The sequence below is a fragment of the Bartonella sp. AA126HLJHH genome, assembly GCF_042197425.1.
GTDB lineage: Bacteria > Pseudomonadota > Alphaproteobacteria > Rhizobiales > Rhizobiaceae > Bartonella.
In genome coordinates this window covers 1-20,908 of the sequence record NZ_JBHIRU010000004.1, presented here as the reverse complement: position 1 = coordinate 20,908, position 20,908 = coordinate 1, and the positions used below count along the sequence as shown (strand labels likewise).

Here is a 20,908-nt window from a genome sequence, read left to right as displayed (position 1 = left end):
AATATTTCCTATTAAATTATAGAAAGTTGGCTGAGCACATCTTCAACCTTTAGAGATTTTTTTATTCCTGTTTTTCGATCTTTAATTTCAACTTCATTTTGTGCAATACTGTTAGGACCAACAATGATTTGCGTTGGCAAACCAATCAAATCCATTGTTGCAAATTTTGATCCAGGGCGTTCATTTCTATCATCTAATAACGGATCAAAACCAACCTTCTTTAATCCCTGATAGAGAAACTCACATGCCTGTGTGCATTTTTCATCATCGGGCTTCATATTGATAATCCCAAAATCAAACGGTGCCATCGACTTTGGCCAAATAATACCATTTTCATCATGAGAAGCCTCAATAGCGGCCGCAACAAGACGCGAAGGCCCAATACCATAAGATCCCATAGAGACCACATGCTCTTTTCCATCTTGTCCCATAACTTTTGCTCCCATTGGAGCAGAATATTTAGTACCAAAGTGGAAAATATGCCCTACTTCAATACCGCGCGCTGAAAGACGATTATGATCAGAAACTTTAGCCCACTCCTCTTCATTATGCATTTCTTCCGTTGCTGCATAAAAAGATGTCCATTGCTTAACAATATCATCTAAAACAGCTTTATCACTAAAATCGATTGAACTATCAGGAACGGTAAGTTCAAGAAATTGTTTATCACAGAAGATAGCACTCTCTCCTGTTTCAGCCAAAATGATAAATTCATGACTGAGTTCCCCCCCTATTGGACCTGTATCTGCACGCATAGGAATTGCTTTTAAGCCAAGGCGAGAAAAAGTGCGTAAATAAGCAACAAACATACGATTATAAGATGTTTCAGAGCCTTCATAATCAAGATCAAAAGAATAAGCATCTTTCATTAAAAATTCTCGTGCTCGCATCACACCAAAACGTGGACGAATTTCATCACGAAATTTCCATTGAATATGGTATAAATTAAGCGGAAGATCTTTATAAGAACGAACATAAGAGCGAAAAATATCTGTTACCATCTCTTCATTGGTTGGACCATAAAGTAAATCACGCTTTTGACGATCTTTAATGCGGAGCATTTCCAAACCATAATCATCATAACGACCGCTTTCACGCCAAAGATCAGCAGACTGAATTGTAGGCATCAATATTTCTATTGCACCCGCACGTTCTTGCTCTTCACGAATAATTTTACAAACTTTATCAAGCACTTTTTTTCCCAAAGGAAGCCAAGAATAAATCCCTGATGTTTGTTGTCGAATCATTCCAGCGCGCAACATGAAGCGATGAGAAACAATTTCTGCTTCTTTAGGATTCTCTTTTAAAAGTGAAAGGAAATATTGAGAAAGACGCATTGAAATAATTAACTCCTAATCAGATATATCATATCGGAACAATTTATCACACCCTCTATTCATCTATAGCCGCATTCTGAATACTTGCAAATATAACGATCTTATCATTTAAAAATTTATTGTGCTTTATTCTCTATTTTTCTTATTTAGCAATAAAATAAAAATGCTCTTCTCTTTTTTAATAACGTAATAGAAAAGTTCTTTTATTTTGACCGATGTAAAAAAACTGTACAGATAGGTTTTTTTTGCCAAATTTCATGAACAGCCGCTCTTACTGCACGTCGTGTTGCCTCTCGAATAAGTTCATTATTTTTCTGTTTCATGCGTGGGATATTATAAACTGTGTTTTCTACGATATCTAAAAGAATATCTTTTAAACTTTCCCCCTTTCCATTACTTTCAGGTAACCCGAATGTTGTTAGACCTATATCCCCTAATAATTCATGCTTACTATTTATATGGAGAGAAATAGTAACATGACCAGCATAACTTAGTTTACGGCGTTCACGAATCCCTAATTCATCTTCATCTCCAATTAAGCAACCATCCTTATAGATGCGGCCAACAGGAACTTGATCAATAACTTCTACAGGCTCTGGTGCAAGACGTAACATATAGCCATTTCTGATATCCATAACAGTTTTAATACCCGCTTGACGTGCTAAAATTGCCTGAGCCTTAAGATGCATTGCTTCCCCATGTACAGGGACAAGTATTTGTGGCTTTATCCAATCATACATCTGTAAAAGTTCTGAACGACGGGGATGACCTGAAACATGAACAAGTGCATCTTCATTCGTAATAATTTTAATACCCAAATCAATGAAACGATTTTGTACCTCAATAATCGCTTTTTCGTTTCCTGGAATACTTCGTGATGAATAAATAACGGTATCACCAGCGGAAAGTGCAATATTTTTCATTCCATCACGTGACAGTTTAGCCAAAGCAGCACATGGCTCACCTTGGCTCCCTGTGACAATTAAAACAAGATCTTTTCGCGAGATGTAGCCATAATCATCTTCCGTTACAAATGGTGCTAAATCATTCATATAACCAAGCTCTTGTGCAACCATAATACTTCGCTTAAGGGAACGCCCAATGACAAGCACCTTACGTCCAGCAGCTTCAGCTGCAAGAGCAATAGAACGTATCCGACCAATATTAGAAGAAAAAGTTGCTATCGCAACGCGCCCTTCAGCTTTAGAAATAATCTCTGAAAGACTGGCTTGAACTTGCTGTTCTGAAGGAGAGATACCATCCCGACATGCATTTGTGGAATCACAAAGTAATGCTAAAATACCTTTTTTGCCTAAAGCACGAAATCTTTTTTCATCGGTTACAGCCCCGAGTGAAGGGGTATGATCAATTTTCCAATCACCAGTATGAATCACAGTCCCCAAAGAGGTTGTAATTGCTAAAGATACAGATTCTGGTATTGAATGGTTAACGGCTATAGCCTCTACAGCAAAGGAACCTACCTGAAAACAATCACTAGCTTGAAAAATATTGAGTAAAATTTTTTGAGATTCAAAATCTAATTGTTTTTTAGTTTCCAATAATCCTGCCGTAAAAGGCGTACAGTAAATCGGTACTTGTAACTTTGGACATAAATCAAGAACGGCCCCATAATGATCTTCATGTGCATGTGTTAAAACAAGACCCCGTATATTGTGTTTTTCACTTTCTAGAAAACGAATATCAGGCAAAACAAGATCGACACCTGGTAATTCAGAACCAGCAAAACTAACCCCCATATCAACCAGCAGCCATTCACGAAGACTTTGGGGACCAAATCCGTAAGCAGCTAAATTCATCCCTATCTCACCTACACCTCCCAGAGGTAAAAAAACAAATTCATTCTTATTGGCTGCAACCATAAACATCTCCCAAATCATTAAGGTATTTGATGATAAAATAATTTTTCAACAACGGCCTGCATTAGACAGAATCAGCCAAACCAAAATGAACATCCCCAGCTGTTATAATTGCTGTCTGACCGTCTTTTTGCTTTATGATGCAGTTAAAATCACTATCAAGACCATCAAAAATACCCTCAATGACTTTTTCATCATTCACCACTTTGACATATTTCCCAAGATGAGCGGAGTATAAAAGCCATTTTTTTCGGATTATTTCACATCCTTTTGGTTGTTTCCAAAGAAGGTAATTTTTAGAAAAACACTCCGTCAAAACCGTAAATAATTGTTCTGCATCAATATGCAAACCGATATTCTTTAAGCTTGAAGTGGAATAGGGCGCATCTTCATAATTATATTTCACATTTATTCCAATACCAATAACCAAGGCATATTGTTGTGATGACAATTTTAAAATCTCAAGCAAAACTCCAGAGCTTTTTTCTCCTCTGAGCAAAATATCGTTTGGCCATTTTAAGCTCACAATATTGTTTGTCTGCTTTTCCTCTTTTATCAATTGTTTTATTGCCTCTGCCACACTTACTCCAGCAACAAAACCAAGTTGAGCCGCAGTTTGATGAACAATATCATCAATTAATAAAAGACTAGAATAAAGGTTCCCTTTTGGACTAGACCAAGTCCTCCCTCTTCTTGCTCTTCCCTGTGATTGTTCTTGTGCAACAATCCAAAGATTACCTTGATGACCAGTTTGCGCTTTTCGTTGCGCAATGAGATTTGTTGAATCAACACTATCGTACGCTTCAACAGTGTATCCCTGTTTTTGTGCAAAATCTGATAAAGTATAAACCATATTCATTAAAACAATGCTGTTGCTGCTTTTTCTGCTAGCTCAGCGAACCAAACTCCAAAAAGCGCGTAAAATAAAATAAAGAATACAGAAAGACCAAGACAAAATTGAAGCTCTTTCGATAAAGCAACAAAATGCGCTTGTGCATCATCAAACCACATAATTTTAATGACTCGCAAATAGTAAAAAGCCCCAACGACAGACGCTATCATCCCAACGACAGCAAGTGGCGTAAGTCCAGCGTGGACAGCAGCAGAAAAGGTATACCACTTTCCAAAAAAACCAGCCATAGGTGGTATACTAGCTAAAGAGAAAAGCTGTATTGTCATCACAACAGCCATAAACGGATTCGTCTTTGCTAACCCTGAAAGATCATAAATATTTTCAACATTTCCATTCTGAGAGCGCATTCCAAGAATAAAGGCAAATGAACCAAGCGTCATTCCAAGATAAATAGTCATATAAAGGATAACACTTTTTATCCCAAGCATATCTCCAGCAGATAAACCAACAAGTGCATAACCCATATGACTGATCGACGAATAAGCCATTAAGCGCTTAATATTATTCTGACCGATTGCAGCAAAAGCACCCAGTATCATTGATGCAATCGCCATGAACACCAAAATTTGTTGCCATGCAGGCATCACGTTATCAACACGCCCTAGGGGAATAAAGGTCACCACAATAATACGGATGGTTAAAGCCATTGCAGCAACTTTAGGGGCACCAGCAAAAAATGCTGTAATCGGTGTGGGCGCTCCTTCATAAACATCAGGTGTCCACATATGAAACGGAACAGCAGAAATTTTGAAAGCCAAACCAGCTAAAATAAAGACAATTCCAAAAATGACCCCCAATTGTACATTTTTGCCTTTTAAAGCAAGAGCAATTTCGTGAAAACCAATTTGACCGGTAAAACCATAAAGCAAAGAAATACCATAAAGAAGCAAACCTGAAGATAATGCTCCTAAAACAAAGTATTTTATACCGGCTTCAGAAGATTTTACATTATTACGATTAATCGCTGCTAAAACATATAAAGCTAAAGATTGCAGCTCTAACCCCATATAAAGCGACAGCATATTACCCGCTGAAATCATAAACATCATTCCAAGGGTTGCTAAAAGAACAAGTACTGGAAACTCAAATATATTAAACTTTTGTGCATTGGCAAAACCAACAGACATGATAAGAGAAAAGAGTGCACCAATAAGCATTAAAATTTTCATATAACGACTAAAGGAATCGATAACGAGCGCATTGGTTTGAAATGAACCATTTTTCGGAAAAATTATAAGAATAATAATGGTTGCCACAAGAATTGCTATGGCTAAACCTGTCACTGTTAAAGAAGCACGTGTATTGGAATAAACACCAATCATAAGCAGCACGACAGCTCCTAATGCAATTAAAAGCTCTGGAAGAATTAAGACTAATTGCGCTATTATTTCAGTTTGCATGTGCATTCTTCCCTTATCTAGTGCAGTTTATTGATGAGGGTTTCTACGGAAAACGCCGTTGCCTTAAGAATAGGCGTTGGATAGATACCAAAGAATATTGTAAGAATAACCATTGGATAAAGGAGGAATTTTTCTCTTAAAGAAAGATCTATTAATACTTTTAAATTCTCTTTATCCAAGGAACCAAAAACCACACGCCGATAAAGATAAAGGGCATAGGCTGCCGATAAGATAACACCTGTTGTTGCTAAAACAACAACCAATTTATTTACTTGAAAAACACCTATTAAGGTTAAAAATTCACCCAAAAATCCTGAGCTTCCAGGCAAACCAACATTTGCCATGGTGAAAATTAAGAAAACAACAGCATATTTAGGCATATTATTCACTAAACCACCAAACGCTGAAATTTCACGTGTATGCAAGCGATCATAGATAACCCCAACACAAAGAAACAATGCTGCTGAAACAATTCCATGGGATAGCATCTGATAAATAGCCCCTTGTATCCCCTGTTCATTCGCAGCAAAAATACCCATCGTTACATATCCCATATGCGCTATTGAGGAATATGCAATAAGTTTTTTGATGTCACTTTGAACAAGTGCAACCAGTGATGTATAAATAATAGCGATAAGCGATAATGTGAAAACAAAAGGCGCAAAATCTGCTGAAGCGATAGGAAACATAGGCAAAGAAAAACGAAGAAAACCATACCCACCTAATTTAAGTAAGACACCAGCTAAAATAACAGAACCCGCTGTCGGTGCTTCTACGTGAGCATCAGGAAGCCATGTATGAACTGGCCACATTGGCATTTTAACTGCGAAAGAAGCAAAAAATGCAAGCCATAGCCATATTTGCATATGAGCAGGAAACTGATAATTGAGTAAAGTTGGTATATCAAGTGTCCCAGCCTCCCAATACATAACCATAAGAGCAACCAGCATAAGCACTGAACCAAGTAAAGTATATAAGAAAAACTTTATACTTGCATAAACACGACGTGCTCCTCCCCATACACCTATAATGATAAACATTGGAATGAGGCTGCCTTCAAAAAAAACATAGAATAGCATTGCATCAAGAGCACAAAAAACACCAATAATCGCAACTTCTAGAAGAAGAAACGCAATCATATAGGCTTTTAATCTCTCTTTAACATTCTCCCAACTTGCTAAAATACAGAAAGGCAAAAGAAAAGCCGAGAGAACAACAAAAAGAATAGAAATACCATCGACCCCCATATGATAGCTAATACCCCCCCCTAACCAACTGGATTTTTCAACCATTTGAAAATTTTGGTTGCTAGAATCAAATCCTATCCAAATAATTAAAGAAATAATAAAAACAAATAGAGTCGTAAAAAATGCGACATTACGTATATTATGGCGTGCTACTTCACTATCATCTTTGATAAACAAAATCAGAAGAACACCAACAAGCGGCAAAAATGTAACCGTAGAAAGAATAGGCCAATCGGTCATTAGTTTACGCCCCCGATCATCATCCATGTAATGAGCAATGCAACGCCGATAAGCATTGCAAATGCATAGTGGTAAAGATAGCCTGTTTGCATTCGAACAACTCTATTTGTAATATCAACAACACGCGCTGCAATACCATTGGGACCTAGACCATCAATAATCTTACCGTCTCCCACTTTCCAAAGAAAAGAACCAATTCTAAAGGTAGGACGAACAAATAAAAAGTTATATAATTGATCGAAATACCACTTTTGGTAAAGAAAGTGATACACTCCTGGCATAATACGCGCCATTTTCTTGGGAAGAGAGGGAGCCACAATATAAAATAAATAAGCCAACATAAACCCAAGAATCATTGCTATAAAAGGCGACCATTTTACCCAATTAAAAACATGGTGAGCATCATGAAGAATATGATTATGGCTGCTTGTAAATAATGCTCCCTTCCAAAAAGCATTATACAAGTCACCAAAAAAGTAAGGTTGGAAAACGACACCAGAAAATATTGCTCCAATAGATAAAAGAAAGAGTGGAATCAACATAACTGGAGGCGATTCATGAACATGATGCATCACATCAACTGTTGCCCGTGGTTTACCATGAAATGTCATAAAGATAAGTCGCCATGAATAGAAACTTGTTAAAAAGGCAGCAAAAACAAGAAGATAAAAAGCATATCCTGAAGCAATATTATGAGATGCAAAAGCAGACTCTATAATCGCATCTTTTGAGAAAAAACCTGCAGTCCCGAAAAGTGTTCCTGGAATTCCAACACCGGTCAAGGCAATGGTCCCGACCATCATCATCCAATAGGTGACCTTTATATGTTTGCGTAACCCACCCATTTTTCGCATATCTTGTTCATCAGATACAGCATGAATCACAGAACCTGCACCAAGAAACAATAAGGCTTTAAAAAAAGCATGCGTAAAAAGATGAAAGACAGCAGCGCCATAAGCTCCAACACCTAATGCCACAAACATATAACCAAGTTGAGAGCATGTAGAATAAGCAATAACACGCTTAATATCGTTCTGCACCAACCCCACAGTTGCTGCAAAAAACGCTGTTGTTGCACCAACAATAATAATCACGGTCAAAGCAGTTGAAGAAAGTTCAAAAATTGGCGACATACGCGCAACCATAAAAACACCAGCCGTTACCATTGTAGCGGCATGAATAAGCGCTGATACAGGGGTTGGTCCTTCCATTGCATCAGGCAGCCAAGTATGTAAAAGAAATTGTGCGGATTTTCCCATCGCACCAATAAATAATAAAAGACATGTAATGGTAATTGCCGTCTGCCCATCAAATTGCCAATCTAAAAATGTCATATTTTGTATAAAGCTCTTGTCGGCAGCTTTTGCAAAAATAGAGGCAAAATCAACCGATTGGAACAAAACAAAAATACTAAAGATTCCTAAGAGAAAACCAAAGTCTCCAACACGGTTAACTACAAAAGCTTTCATTGCGGCCTTATTAGCAGAATCGCGCTGAAACCAAAAACCAATGAGTAAATAAGAAGCAAGTCCGACACCTTCCCATCCAAAAAACATCTGAATCAAATTATTGGATGTGACCAACATAAGCATCATAAATGTAAACAAAGAAAGATAAGAAAAAAAACGAGACCTTGAAGGGTCATGGTGCATATAACCAATTGAATAAATATGCACCAATGCCGAAACACTGTTTACAACAATAAGCATGACAGCTGTTAATGTATCAACATGTAAAGCCCAATTAAAGCTTAAGTCACCAACAGTCATCCAATGTAATACCAATACATCAATCGCTGGAATATGACCAAGTGCAATACTGAAAAATGCTATCCACGATAATATGGCAACAACAACCATAAAGCTACATGTTATCAATTCACTCGCACGATCTCCTATCGTTTTTCCACCTAGTGCAGCAATTAAAAAACCCAAAAGCGGAAGAAAGACAATCGTATAATACATCACTGGTTAGCCTTTCATTACATTAACATCTTCAACCGCAATGGAACCACGATTACGGAAAAAAACGACCAGAATTGCTAAACCAATGGCAGCTTCAGCAGCTGCTACGGTTAAGACAAATAAAGCGAATACCTGACCAACGAGATCATGAAGAAATGCTGAAAATGCAACAAAATTGAGATTAACTGAAAGCAATATAAGCTCAATGGACATCAAGATAATAATCACATTTTTTCTGTTGAGAAAAATTCCAGCAATACCAATTGTAAACATCAAAGCAGAAACAGTGAGATAATGTGTAATATCAATATACATCTACATAGCCCCCCTTACATACCTTTGCCTGATTCAACTTGTTTGATTTCAATGGCACTTTCTACCGTTCTAGAAACTTGCTCCGCAATAGATTGCCGCTTTACTTCTAATTTATGACGAAGTGTTAAAACAATAGCTCCAATCATTGCAACCAATAAAATCATTCCAGCAATTTGAAAATAGAAAACATAATCCGTATAGAGAATATCACCTAATGCTTGTGTATTTGTTCGCTGCGCTAAATCTGGCATTGGTTGCGTAACATGCGTTCTCAAGACTGGAGAAAAATAGCTACTCATAAAAACAACAATCAATTCTACAGCGATAATAATGCCAATAAGAGCCCCAATCGGAGCATACCGAAGAGTTCCACTCTTTAACTCAGCAAAATCAACATCAAGCATCATAACGACAAATAAAAATAAAACAGCGACAGCTCCAACATAAACAACAAGCAGAATAAGCCCCAAAAACTCTGCTCCTGCAAGTAAAAACAAAGCTGCTGCATTAAAAAATGCGAGGATTAAAAACAAAACAGAATGCACTGGATTGCGTGCTGTAATAACAATAACTGCACTTGTTAGCATAATAAAAGCAAACAAATAGAAAAATGCCGCCGCTAGATCTGTTAGCATAGGCTTCTCCTTAATTATTCAAACAATTGGTATAAACTTCATACCAGATTACAATTTATCGGAAAAATATCCGACACCTCATTTAACGATACACTTAACGATAAGGCGCATCCATCAATATATTTCGAGCAATTTCTCGCTCCCAGCGATCTCCATTCAATAAAAGCTTTTCTTTATCATAATAAAGTTCTTCACGTGTTTCCGTCGCAAACTCAAAATTTGGACCTTCGACAATAGCTTCAACCGGACAGGCTTCTTGACAAAAACCACAGTAAATACATTTAACCATGTCTATATCATAACGGACAGTTCTACGTGTACCATCATTGCGCCGTGGCCCAGCTTCAATTGTAATCGCTTGAGCAGGACAAATCGCTTCACATAATTTACAAGCAATACACCGTTCTTCACCATTTGGATAGCGACGCAATGCATGCTCACCGCGAAAACGCTGAGATACAAAACCTTTTTCATAAGGATAATTAATCGTGGGTTTTGGTGAAAAAAATTGACGCATAGCTAAGAAAAAAGCACTCACAAATTCCAATAGAAGAAGTGACTTTGCCGCCTGAATAAAACCTGACATCGTAAAATCTCCTCTTAAACGAAATCCGTAAACTTTAAAAAAGCAGCAGTTATCACAACCATTGTTAGTGAGAGAGGAAGAAAAACCTTCCAACCAAGCCGCATGAGCTGATCATAGCGATAACGTGGAACAAATGCTTTGACCATAGCAAACCAAAAAAATACAAAACAAACTTTTAAAACAAACCAAATGATACCAGGAACCCAATTAAGCCACCAAACATCTAAGGGAGGCAGCCAACCGCCTAAAAATAGAATGGTTGTTAATGCGCACATTAAAACAATCGCAACATATTCACCTAGAAAGAAGAGCATGTAAGGCGTTGAAGAATATTCTACCATATGACCAGCAACAAGTTCAGATTCTGCTTCCACCAAATCGAATGGAGGACGGTTTGTCTCTGCAAGCGCAGAAATAAAAAATATAATAAACATTGGAAAAAGGACCAACCAATTCCAATCGAGAAAACTGTTAAAAGGAAGACCAAGAGTTGTACCAAGCCCGTGCGTTTGTTTAAAAACAATTGTTGTGAGATCTAACGAACCACTTATTAAAATGACAGTCACAAGCACAAAACCAATGGAAACTTCATAAGAAACCATTTGTGCCGCCGAACGAAGAGCTCCTAAGAAAGGATATTTTGAATTTGATGCCCATCCCCCCATAATAACACCATAAACTTCAAGAGATGAAATGGCTAAAATATAAAGCAAGCCAACATTAATCTTTGCAACCTCCCAGCCCTCATTGACAGGAATAACAGCCCAAGTTGATAAAGCAAGTGTCGCTGAAACAAAAGGAGCCAAAAGAAAAACCCCCTTATTTGCACCTGCTGGGATAATAGGTTCTTTCACAACAAATTTAATTAAATCTGCAAAAGACTGTAACAAACCCCATGGTCCAACAACGTTTGGTCCACGACGCAATTGTACCGCTGCCCAAATTTTTCTATCGGCATAAAGAAGATAAGCAACTAAGACCAAAAGAACGACCAAAAGAAGAAGTGTTTTTCCGATTATAATGAGTAATGGCAACAGCCAAGTCATAAAGAAATCATACATCATTATTCCTTTTCCTTTGCCCTTACTTTACTGTTTGTGTAGCACGTTTTTTTGCAAGAGATGAACATTCAGCCATAACAGCAGAAGCACGTGCTATCGGATTTGTTAAATAAAAATCTTTAACCATAGAAGTAAATGCTTGACTCTCGAGAGAAACCATTTTTGAACCAAGCGCCTTAAGACCACTTATATCAGAAGGCACTATATCATCAACAGCACAAAGGTGTGGATAATCATTAAACAAGCATTGCCTTAATTGAGAAAGAGAATCAAAAGGGAGCTTTTGTCCTAAAATATCCGATAAAGCACGCAAAATAGCCCAATCTTCTTTTGCTTCACCTGGAGCAAAACCAGCCCGATTTGTCATTTGAACACGTCCTTCTGTATTCACATAAAGCCCTGATTTTTCAGTGTAAGCAGATGCAGGCAAAATAACGTCAGCAGCATGTGCACCATTATCACCATGGCTCCCAATATAAACTGTAAAAGCTTTTGTATTGGCTAATTCTACTTCATCAGCACCAAGCAAAAATAGAACTTCACAGGTTTTAAGTATATTTGCAACCCCAAGCTTAGAAGTAAAGCCTATGTCCAACCCTCCAACAATCGATGCTGCATTATGAAGAACCCCAAACCCATTCCATGTCTCACTAAGAGCACCTATATTATCAGCTAATTTAGCAAGACTTTTTAAAACCGATAAACCTTCACTTCCTGAAACCGCTCCCTCTCCGATAAGAATAAGGGGCCTCTTCGCTTCTTTTAAGACATTAAAAAAAACATCCTCTCCACGAATAAGTGTCGTTAATGTATCACTCCCAGATCCAAGGTAAGAATAAGGATAACGTAAATCGACTTTCTCTCCAATTAATGCAATAGGAAAATTGCCCATCCGTTGGCGCTTTAAAATACGCGCATTTAAAACAGCTGCTTCATGACGTGGATTAGATCCCACAATAAGCAGTGCATCAGCCTGTTCAATACCTACAATTGTAGGATTAAAAATATAACTCGAGCGCCCAAACTCTGGCGATAAAGCCCCCCCTCTTTGACGACAATCAAAAAGCGTTGAGCCCAAAGAACTCAATAATGCTTTAAGGGCATACATTTCTTCAACAGAAGCAAGATCCCCCGCAATGGCTCCAATTTTTTCTGGAAAAATTTTAGAGATTACCATTTTAATTTTTGCAAAAGCTTCTGTCCAACTGACAGGTTGAAGCTTTCCATCTTTGCGTACATATGGCTTATCAAGCCGCTGAGTCCGTAATCCATCCCAAATAAAACGCGTTTTATCAGAGATCCATTCCTCATTTACATCTTCATTCGTACGCGGCATAATCCGCATAACTTCACGGCCGCGGCTATCAATACGGATAGCACTACCAAGCGCATCCATCACATCAATCGATTCCGTTTTTACCAATTCCCACGGACGGGCATGAAACGCATAAGGTTTTGAAGTTAGAGCTCCCACTGGACAAAGATCAATAACATTTCCCTGTAATTCAGATGTCATAGCTTTTTCAAGATACGTCGTAATTTCAGCATCTTCACCACGACCGATCAAACCAAGTTCAGAAATACCTGCAACTTCCGTTGTAAAACGAACACACCGTGTACAATGAATACACCGTGTCATAACAGTTTTGACGAGAGGTCCAATATATTTATCTTCTACAGCACGTTTATTTTCTGTATAACGAGAACAATCTCGTCCATAAAGCATTGCTTGATCTTGAAGATCACACTCTCCCCCTTGATCACACACTGGACAATCCAAAGGATGATTAATGAGAAGAAATTCCATAACACCTTCACGTGCTTTTTTTACCATCGGTGTATTGGTAAAAATCTCAGGTGCCTCACCGTTAGGCCCCAATCGTAAATCACGAACCCCCATAGCACAAGAAGCCTGAGGTTTTGATGGACCACCCTTAACCTCAACTAAACACATACGACAATTTCCAGCAATTGACAAAGATTCATGAAAACAAAAACGTGGAATTTCTACCCCAGCCGCCTCAGCAGCCTGAAGCAAAGTGTAGTAATCAGGAACTTCAATCTCTTTGCCATCAACTTTGATATTTATCATCACCCATCCAACCTGCGGATAACCCACTTAAAATTTGCATTCGGTTGCTCTTAAAACAAAATCCTTTATTAAACCGCTTCTAAAGCAATATTTTTGCTTTGGACTACATTTCGCGTGTATTCATCAATTCTACGCTCGATTTCCGGACGAAAATTACGTATCAACCCCTGTACAGGCCATGCGGCAGCATCACCAAGCGCACAAATAGTGTGTCCTTCAACCTGTTTAGACACTTCAAACAAAAGATCAATCTCGCGTTTTTGCGCTCTTCCCTCAACCATACGCCCTAAAAGACGCATCATCCATCCCGTCCCCTCACGACACGGTGTACACTGACCACAACTCTCGTGCTTGAAAAAAGCAGCTATACGCCAAATTGCCTTGATAATATCGGTTGATTTATCCATAACAATCATTCCCCCTGTGCCAAAAGAAGACCCGACATCTCGCATCCCATCAAAATCCATGATCGCATCGATCATATCCTCACCACGAACGACTGGACAAGAAGCCCCCCCTGGAATAACTGCTAAAAGATTATTCCATCCACCACGAACACCACCCGTATGTTTTTCAATTAATTCACGGAATGAAACACCAAGAGCGTCTTCAAATGTACAAGGTGCATTAACATGCCCTGAAACCATAAATAATTTCGTTCCAACATTATTTGCTCGTCCGATTGATGAAAACCACGAAGCACCCCGCCGCAAAATCGTTGGAACAACGGCAATAGACTCTACATTATTTACTGTTGTTGGACAGCCATAAATCCCCATATTGGCAGGAAATGGTGGTTTAAGCCGAGGTTGTCCCTTTTTTCCCTCAAGACTTTCAAGAAGAGCCGTTTCTTCACCACAAATATAAGCACCAGCTCCATGATGAATAACAATATCACAAGCATGCCCATATTTCGTTTTTTTACCAAGTAAACCCGCATCATAGCATTCATCAACGGCAGCTTGAAGCGCTTCACGTTCACGAATATATTCACCACGAATATAAATAAAAGCAACATTGGCTCCCATAGCAAAAGTAGCGATTGCACATCCTTCAATCAAAGTGTGGGGGTCATGACGTAAAATATCACGGTCTTTACAAGTTCCAGGTTCAGATTCATCGGCATTGACAACCAAATAATGAGGACGCCCATCATTCTGCTTTGGCATAAAGGACCACTTCATTCCAGTAGGAAAACCAGCACCACCACGACCGCGTAAACCCGATGCCTTCACTTCATCAATGACCCAATCACGACCTTTGTCAATCATTTCTTTCAGACCATTCCAATGCCCACGCAACATCGCAGCCTTTAATGATTTGTCTTTTAAACCATAAATATTGGTGAAGATACGATCTTTATCAGCTAGCATGCCCCACCTTTTTTTCTATTACCCATAGCATTTTCCGCTTTTCCTCAAATGCAGTTTTTAAATATCTTTTCAAGACTTCTTACTTTTCGTTAAATGTTGCCGTCATGGGTAGAATAATAAAATATTTTCTCAAGAAAAATACTTAATTATGTTCCCCATTCTTTCCTTATCCTTTTTTGGTGAAGACTTGAGAGATCTTTTTTTCTTTCTCATCATCAATAAGAGAAGTTAAACCACTAATCGGTTCCGACGATTTACGACTATTTTGCGGACCAACCGCTATCTCAGAACCCTTACCTGCTTCAAATGCATCAATAATTTCTTCAAGGCGTTCAGCTGTAAGATCTTCATAAGTATCTTTAAAAATCATAACCATCGGAGCATTCACACAAGCACCAAGACACTCTACCTCTTCCCATGATAAGGTTCCATTCTGATTGGTCGCAAAAGGTTCATGATGAATTTTTTTCTGACAAACTTTGATCAATTCGTCAGAACCACGTAACATACAAGGCGTTGTACCACAAACTTGAATATGCGCTTTTGTTCCAACAGGCTTAAGCTGAAACTGAGTATAAAAAGTAGCAACTTCTAAGACACGGATATAAGCCATGGAAAGAATCTGAGCAATATGCTCAATCGCAGCACGTGTCACCCAACCATCTTGCTCTTGAGCACGCATTAATAATGGAATTACAGCAGACTGCTGACGCCCTGCAGGATATTTTTTTATGGTATTTTTTACCCATATCTGATTTTCTTTTGTAAAAGAAAACTCAGCGGGCTGATAAACATCATCTGCAAGACGGCGTACGGACATTAGCGATCAACCTCCCCAAAAACAATATCAATCGAACCCAAAATAGCTGTAGCATCTGCTAACATATGACCTCTGGTTAAAAAATCCATAGCTTGGAGATGAGCAAACCCAGGAGCACGCAACTTGACACGATAAGGCTTATTGGTTCCATCAGAAACAAGATAAACACCAAACTCACCCTTCGGAGCTTCCACAGCAACATATACTTCTCCAGGAGGTGTATGAAAACCTTCCGTATAGAGTTTAAAGTGATGAATCAGTGCTTCCATCGAGCTTTTCATTTCACTCCGCGTCGGTGGTACAATTTTGCGATCCAAGCTCGAAACCGGTCCATTTTTTTCAGTACTCAGTAAACGTTCCACACATTGGCGCATAATTTTCGCTGATTGACGCATTTCTTCCATACGAATAAGATAGCGATCATAACAATCGCTATTTTTACCTATAGGAATATCGAATTCCATTTCATCGTAACATTCATAAGGCTGACTTTTACGCAAATCCCATGGAACACCAGCTCCACGAATCATAACCCCAGAAAAACCGCGTGCCCAAGCTTCATCAATACTTACAACGCCAATATCCACATTACGCTGCTTAAAAATCCGATTTGGGGTCACAAGCGCATCAAGTTTTCCGAGAGAAACAAGAAATGGATCAATAAAATCACCAATATCTTCAACTAAAGATTCTGGTAAATCTTGATGCACGCCACCAGGACGAAAATAATTTGCATGAAGACGAGCACCACAGGCACGCTCATAAAAAATCATCAATCTTTCACGTTGCTCAAATCCCCAAAGCGGTGGTGTTAAAGCACCAACATCCATTGCCTGTGTCGTTACATTAAGCAAATGATTAAGAATACGCCCAATTTCAGAAAACAAAACACGTATTAATTGCCCTCTTTTAGGAACTTTTATATCTAATAACTTTTCAATAGCAAGAACAAAAGCATGTTCCTGATTCATAGGAGCAACATAATCCAAACGATCTAGATAAGGACCAGCTTGGAGATAAGTCTTTGTTTCCATTAATTTTTCAGTACCGCGATGCAACAACCCAATATGTGGATCTACACGCTCAACAACTTCACCGTCCAGCTCCAGAACCATGCGCAAAACCCCATGCGCGGCAGGATGCTGCGGACCAAAATTGATATTAAAGTTTCGAACATTGACCTCAGCCACAATCAACCCCTTGCTTTTTAAAAAACTTCATATCAAATATCAAAAAAATCTATCACGCTAAAAAATATTTAATTATTTAAGAAATACAGTACCCTAATATAATGCCTTATCAAAACCAATATTATTTTTTTTCATCTGCTTTCCCATCACATGGCAAAGTATACTGTCCTCCTTCCCAAGGAGAAAGAAAATCAAAATTACGCATCTCTTGGCGCAAAACAACAGGCTCATAAATCACCCTCTTTGCTTCATTATCATAACGGCATTCAACAAATCCTGTCACAGGAAAGTCTTTGCGTAAAGGATATCCTTCAAACCCATAATCTGTTAAAATCCGTCTCAAATCCGGATGTCCTGAAAATAAAATCCCATACATATCATACGTTTCACGTTCATACCACTCTGCGCCAGGATAAACCGTACAAGCTGAAGCAACAGGAGTATTTTCATCTGTACGAACTTTTACACGTAAGCGTAAATTCTCACGAGGAGATAACAATTGGTAAGAAACATCAAAGCGCTTATCGCGAGAAGGATAATCCACACCACTAATGTCTGTAAGATTAATAAATTGACAGCGAGAATCATCACGAACAAACATTAAGACATCGATAATTGCATCAAGACGTGCCACAATGGTCAATTCACCAAAAGCAAGAACAGTCTCTTCAAGCTTATTTTTTAATTTGTTTTCCAAATAAGCAGCAAGCTCAACCAATGTTTCATCCACCATGACAAGAAAACTCTCTATCGCTCTATGGATCCGGTACGACGGATTTTTTTCTGTAGCAACAATATGCCGTATAATAATGCCTCTGCTGTAGGTGGACACCCTGGGACATATATATCGACAGGCACGATACGATCACATCCCCGCACTACTGAATAGGAATAATGATAATATCCCCCACCGTTTGCACATGATCCCATAGAAATCACATAACGTGGCTCTGGCATCTGATCGTACACTTTTCTTAAAGCAGGAGCCATTTTATTTGTCAGAGTACCTGCCACCACCATCACATCTGACTGGCGGGGTGAAGCTCGTGGTGCATATCCAAAACGCTCATTATCATAATGAGGCATTGAGCATTGCATCATTTCGATAGCACAACAAGCCAAACCAAAACTCATCCACATTAAAGAACCGGTACGTGCCCAAGTAATCAAAGCATCTGCCGAGGTAACTAAAAAACCCTTATCTGATAATTCAGCATTGATATCACGAAAAAACTTATCGTCAGATCCTATCAGCCCACCAGTATTTGGATCAATGATTCCTTTTGGTTTTGGAGCCTCAATCGTTGAATTATTAGATATTAATTCCATTCAAGGGCTCCTTTTTTCCATTCATATATAAATCCAATAGTCAAAATCGCTAAAAACACAATCATCGACCAAAAGCCAAACATACCTATTGATTCGAATGAAACAGCCCAAGGAAAAAGAAATGCAACTTCAAGATCAAAAATAATAAATAAAATTGATACCAAATAGAAACGAATATCAAACTTCATGCGTGCATCACTAAATGAATTAAACCCACATTCATAAGCCGATAATTTTTCAGGATCGGGGGAACGATATGCTACAATGTAAGGTGTAATCAACAAAACTCCAGCAATAACCGCTGACACAATAATGAAAATCAAGACTGGCAAATAAGAGCTCAATAAATAAGCCATAACCCTCTTCCATCGTAACGAAATGCCTGAGTTTAACACAATGATTCAATATTGCGAGACCAAACAGACAAATTTAACAATCGCTCTATTAACTCTATTCATACTGCTTCTAAGGCATACAGAGCGATACTTCTCTTATCGGCATAGGTAACGCAGAGCAAAGAAAGACGCAAGCCCTATTCTTATAAACCATATAAAAAGAAAGAAAAAACATATCTATTCCCAATCAAACACTCCACCACATTACTCATAGCATATGGATATTTTAAAAAGGAAATTTCATAAGGAATCACGAAATGGCGCGAGTGACGGGGCTCGAACCCGCGACCTCCGGCGTGACAGGCCAGCACTCTAACCAACTGAGCTACACCCGCGCATTTTTTTCGAACCAATTTAATTTGGTACAAGCGGTCGTGTAAGGGGTTCATGCGTTTATGTCAAGAAGGATTCTGCATTTTAAAAAAAAATTATCAAATCCCATCTTTATTCTTGCGTTTAGAAAAATTTTTCCTTAAAGACTCTCCATTCAATTGCTGATCATTGCATTGGGCGATTAGCTCAGCTGGTAGAGCGCCTCGTTTACACCGAGGATGTCGGGAGTTCGAGTCTCTCATCGCCCACCATATAGCTTTATATTCCTATTAAGTTTTTGATTCTTCATATATTTTTAAAAGATAAGGGATGCCTAAATAAAGTTAGGGGAATATGATTTTTATTCTTTTCTTTACAAAGCGCATTCTTTTTGCCAGCTTTCTCTAACAATTTTTTAATAGTTCTAAATCTTCTTGTGAAATAATGTTTATCAGTCTAGCAAACATACCAACAGCTTCACATCTAAATGTATCAGAAGACTTTATAGTGAAACTTTTACAATAAGAATCCGATTCTCTTTTCAAAATTTCTGCTACCTCTTGATCTAAACTATAAAGCTCTATGATCTTTTCCTCCAGTCCTACAGGAACAGATTTTTTGCTAATCTCGACAGAAGATAAAAATCCTACAGATATGTCTAATTTCTTAGCCATATCTAAGAGGCGTTTGGAGTGATCAATGCGAAGTTTCCGTAAAATTTTACCAAAGGGTGTAAGCATTTAAATAAAACGCGTAAGGGTATAAGCTTTACGGCATAAACTGAGAAAATTATCCACCAATAATATGTTTCACGCAATCAGCAATGTGATTTACCTTCTTTGCATTAGCAGCAACTCCATTAAATTTTTTTATAATCCAATCAGCTCCTGTTCCAAGGTGTGTAATCCATGTTTTTTGAACAATAGGCTCAACAGCCCTCACAGTTTCTTCAGTAGATGTAGTTAATTCCAGAAATCTTTCACAAACAATTCGAGGCGCTTCAAAATCATTTGCTTCATTACGTACGGTAAACAAATTATCCAAATTATCGTCGTTAATAAGATAAGGGGAATGCGTCGAATAAATTACTTTATTGCCCTTTATGCTCGATAACGTTTGTAAGGAGCTTAATATTTTTCTCTGTGGATGAATATGTAAATTATTTGCTGGCTCATCCAATAAAAAAACTATTCCATTTTTGCTTCTATGCCTGCGAACTTCTGTAAGAACTTTAAAACAAAAAAACCAACGAAACCCTTTACTTCTCTCATGTAAATAAAAAAAGAGGTTATTTGCTTTAATTTGTAAACAATAATCTACAAAACCACTGACAGTATCGTGATCACTATTAGATTTTTCTATTATACAATCATCAAAAAGGCTCTTCCCTTCAGTAATATCCACCCAACCTTCCTTCACTACTGACTTCAAATAACCATTGATCAATCCTATACGCTGCTTAACAGCATCGTTGTCATCACAATCGACAATATCTTCCTGAAAACTAATACCAAGATTTTTTCTTATTTTGCACTCGATTGGATGAGCCATAAACATACCGACATGCTTGGCTCGCATCTCCAAGACAAGTATGGGAACTTATGGGATTCATGATCACTCTCCATCATTCTTTCCACCAGTTACTACCAGCAGGCACTGTCCCGTAGGTATAGCCATTGCCGCCAATCCATCGGCTTACAAAGTCATATCTATGCCCATCAAAGCCAATAGTGGTTTGTTTGCCGTCACTCACATAATCTAACAGACCGGCTGCAACTAAAACATTAAAGGCTGGTCCATAGAGATTGATAGTCGTGTTTTC

General features: G+C 38.3%; 16 protein-coding genes, 2 tRNA genes and 4 pseudogenes. 1 reads left to right on the top strand and 21 read right to left on the bottom strand.

The window, feature by feature from the left end:
- Positions 1-11 precede the first annotated feature (11 nt).
- From proS to ACFIQC_RS03230, 18 genes and pseudogenes are all read right to left on the bottom strand, one after another.
- Positions 12-1,337, bottom strand: a complete 1,326-nt coding sequence (gene proS / locus ACFIQC_RS03315) for a proline--tRNA ligase (protein ID WP_375706735.1) — start codon at positions 1,335-1,337, stop codon at positions 12-14.
- Positions 1,338-1,540: 203 nt separating this feature from the next.
- On the bottom strand, positions 1,541-3,217 hold the full coding sequence (locus ACFIQC_RS03310) for a ribonuclease J (RefSeq protein ID WP_375706734.1): 1,677 nt from the start codon (positions 3,215-3,217) through the stop codon (positions 1,541-1,543).
- Between the two features lie 45 nt (positions 3,218-3,262).
- Positions 3,263-4,073, bottom strand: a pseudogene (locus ACFIQC_RS03305) (biotin--[acetyl-CoA-carboxylase] ligase).
- A complete protein-coding gene (nuoN, locus tag ACFIQC_RS03300; RefSeq protein WP_375706733.1) occupies positions 4,073-5,527 on the bottom strand; it encodes an NADH-quinone oxidoreductase subunit NuoN in 1,455 nt (484 codons plus the stop codon). Before nuoN ends, ACFIQC_RS03305 begins: the two are co-directional and overlap by 1 nt.
- A 17-nt stretch (positions 5,528-5,544) precedes the next feature.
- Positions 5,545-7,014, bottom strand: coding sequence for an NADH-quinone oxidoreductase subunit M (locus tag ACFIQC_RS03295; protein ID WP_273791287.1), 1,470 nt, complete (start codon positions 7,012-7,014; stop codon positions 5,545-5,547).
- Positions 7,014-8,978, bottom strand: a complete 1,965-nt coding sequence (gene nuoL / locus ACFIQC_RS03290) for an NADH-quinone oxidoreductase subunit L (protein WP_375629783.1) — start codon at positions 8,976-8,978, stop codon at positions 7,014-7,016. Before nuoL ends, ACFIQC_RS03295 begins: the two co-directional genes overlap by 1 nt.
- Positions 8,979-8,984: 6 nt before the next feature.
- Positions 8,985-9,293, bottom strand: coding sequence for an NADH-quinone oxidoreductase subunit NuoK (nuoK, locus tag ACFIQC_RS03285; protein WP_273791275.1), 309 nt, complete (start codon positions 9,291-9,293; stop codon positions 8,985-8,987).
- Positions 9,294-9,307: 14 nt separating this feature from the next.
- Positions 9,308-9,928 (bottom strand): NADH-quinone oxidoreductase subunit J, encoded by a 621-nt coding sequence (locus ACFIQC_RS03280; RefSeq protein WP_375629780.1) that lies wholly within the window; start codon positions 9,926-9,928, stop codon positions 9,308-9,310.
- A gap of 94 nt (positions 9,929-10,022) precedes the next feature.
- The gene (nuoI, locus tag ACFIQC_RS03275) at positions 10,023-10,514 is read right to left on the bottom strand and encodes an NADH-quinone oxidoreductase subunit NuoI (RefSeq protein ID WP_273723184.1); all 492 of its coding nucleotides are present in this window, start codon (positions 10,512-10,514) and stop codon (positions 10,023-10,025) included.
- Between the two features lie 14 nt (positions 10,515-10,528).
- Positions 10,529-11,575: an NADH-quinone oxidoreductase subunit NuoH gene (nuoH, locus tag ACFIQC_RS03270; RefSeq protein WP_375629900.1), complete on the bottom strand. Its 1,047-nt coding sequence runs from the start codon at positions 11,573-11,575 to the stop codon at positions 10,529-10,531.
- Positions 11,576-11,597: 22 nt separating this feature from the next.
- The gene (nuoG, locus tag ACFIQC_RS03265; protein ID WP_375629777.1) at positions 11,598-13,667 is read right to left on the bottom strand and encodes an NADH-quinone oxidoreductase subunit NuoG; all 2,070 of its coding nucleotides are present in this window, start codon (positions 13,665-13,667) and stop codon (positions 11,598-11,600) included.
- Positions 13,668-13,735: 68 nt separating this feature from the next.
- Positions 13,736-15,040: an NADH-quinone oxidoreductase subunit NuoF gene (gene nuoF / locus ACFIQC_RS03260; protein ID WP_375629774.1), complete on the bottom strand. Its 1,305-nt coding sequence runs from the start codon at positions 15,038-15,040 to the stop codon at positions 13,736-13,738.
- 129 nt (positions 15,041-15,169) lie between these two features.
- A pseudogene (nuoE, locus tag ACFIQC_RS03255) lies at positions 15,170-15,860 on the bottom strand (NADH-quinone oxidoreductase subunit NuoE).
- Entirely contained in the window at positions 15,860-17,050 is a 1,191-nt protein-coding gene (locus ACFIQC_RS03250; protein WP_375613457.1) for an NADH-quinone oxidoreductase subunit D, read from the bottom strand. Before ACFIQC_RS03250 ends, nuoE begins: the two are co-directional and overlap by 1 nt.
- A gap of 121 nt (positions 17,051-17,171) precedes the next feature.
- Positions 17,172-17,783 carry an NADH-quinone oxidoreductase subunit C gene (locus ACFIQC_RS03245; protein ID WP_375613458.1) on the bottom strand — a complete coding sequence of 204 codons (612 nt, stop codon included), beginning with the start codon at positions 17,781-17,783 and terminating at the stop codon, positions 17,172-17,174.
- Between the two features lie 14 nt (positions 17,784-17,797).
- Positions 17,798-18,379, bottom strand: coding sequence for a NuoB/complex I 20 kDa subunit family protein (locus tag ACFIQC_RS03240; RefSeq protein WP_375629768.1), 582 nt, complete (start codon positions 18,377-18,379; stop codon positions 17,798-17,800).
- The gene (locus ACFIQC_RS03235; protein WP_005773599.1) at positions 18,370-18,735 is read right to left on the bottom strand and encodes an NADH-quinone oxidoreductase subunit A; all 366 of its coding nucleotides are present in this window, start codon (positions 18,733-18,735) and stop codon (positions 18,370-18,372) included. The genes ACFIQC_RS03240 and ACFIQC_RS03235 overlap by 10 nt, the downstream gene beginning before the upstream one ends.
- Before the next feature lie 297 nt (positions 18,736-19,032).
- A tRNA-Asp gene (locus ACFIQC_RS03230) sits at positions 19,033-19,109 on the bottom strand.
- A gap of 173 nt (positions 19,110-19,282) precedes the next feature.
- On the opposite strand from ACFIQC_RS03230, the gene ACFIQC_RS03225 reads away from it, so the two are divergent.
- Positions 19,283-19,358: transfer RNA gene (locus ACFIQC_RS03225), tRNA-Val, on the top strand.
- A 34-nt stretch (positions 19,359-19,392) separates the two neighbouring features.
- Here the strand turns inward: ACFIQC_RS03225 and ACFIQC_RS03220 are convergent.
- The 3 genes and pseudogenes from ACFIQC_RS03220 to ACFIQC_RS03210 form a co-directional block, all read right to left on the bottom strand.
- Positions 19,393-19,826 (bottom strand): annotated as a pseudogene (locus ACFIQC_RS03220) (XRE family transcriptional regulator).
- A 49-nt stretch (positions 19,827-19,875) separates the two neighbouring features.
- Entirely contained in the window at positions 19,876-20,664 is a 789-nt protein-coding gene (locus ACFIQC_RS03215; protein WP_375706732.1) for an AAA family ATPase, read from the bottom strand.
- A gap of 46 nt (positions 20,665-20,710) precedes the next feature.
- Positions 20,711-20,908: pseudogene (locus tag ACFIQC_RS03210) on the bottom strand (filamentous hemagglutinin); the annotation flags it as partial.

Excerpts from the sequence above, each read along its gene's own strand:
- ACFIQC_RS03245 (WP_375613458.1), bottom strand. The coding sequence starts at position 17,783 with ATGGTGGATGAAACATTGGTTGAGCTTGCTGCTTATTTGGAAAACAAA.
- nuoF (WP_375629774.1), bottom strand. The coding sequence starts at position 15,040 with ATGCTAGCTGATAAAGATCGTATCTTCACCAATATTTATGGTTTAAAA.
- nuoK (WP_273791275.1), bottom strand. The coding sequence starts at position 9,293 with ATGTATATTGATATTACACATTATCTCACTGTTTCTGCTTTGATGTTT.
- ACFIQC_RS03240 (WP_375629768.1), bottom strand. The coding sequence starts at position 18,379 with ATGGAATTAATATCTAATAATTCAACGATTGAGGCTCCAAAACCAAAA.
- nuoI (WP_273723184.1), bottom strand. The coding sequence starts at position 10,514 with ATGTCAGGTTTTATTCAGGCGGCAAAGTCACTTCTTCTATTGGAATTT.
- nuoN (WP_375706733.1), bottom strand. The coding sequence starts at position 5,527 with ATGCAAACTGAAATAATAGCGCAATTAGTCTTAATTCTTCCAGAGCTT.
- ACFIQC_RS03235 (WP_005773599.1), bottom strand. The coding sequence starts at position 18,735 with ATGGCTTATTTATTGAGCTCTTATTTGCCAGTCTTGATTTTCATTATT.
- nuoH (WP_375629900.1), bottom strand. The coding sequence starts at position 11,575 with ATGTATGATTTCTTTATGACTTGGCTGTTGCCATTACTCATTATAATC.
- proS (WP_375706735.1), bottom strand. The coding sequence starts at position 1,337 with ATGCGTCTTTCTCAATATTTCCTTTCACTTTTAAAAGAGAATCCTAAA.
- ACFIQC_RS03310 (WP_375706734.1), bottom strand. The coding sequence starts at position 3,217 with ATGGTTGCAGCCAATAAGAATGAATTTGTTTTTTTACCTCTGGGAGGT.
- ACFIQC_RS03215 (WP_375706732.1), bottom strand. The coding sequence starts at position 20,664 with ATGCGAGCCAAGCATGTCGGTATGTTTATGGCTCATCCAATCGAGTGC.
- nuoL (WP_375629783.1), bottom strand. The coding sequence starts at position 8,978 with ATGTATTATACGATTGTCTTTCTTCCGCTTTTGGGTTTTTTAATTGCT.
- ACFIQC_RS03280 (WP_375629780.1), bottom strand. The coding sequence starts at position 9,928 with ATGCTAACAGATCTAGCGGCGGCATTTTTCTATTTGTTTGCTTTTATT.
- ACFIQC_RS03295 (WP_273791287.1), bottom strand. The coding sequence starts at position 7,014 with ATGACCGATTGGCCTATTCTTTCTACGGTTACATTTTTGCCGCTTGTT.
- nuoG (WP_375629777.1), bottom strand. The coding sequence starts at position 13,667 with ATGATAAATATCAAAGTTGATGGCAAAGAGATTGAAGTTCCTGATTAC.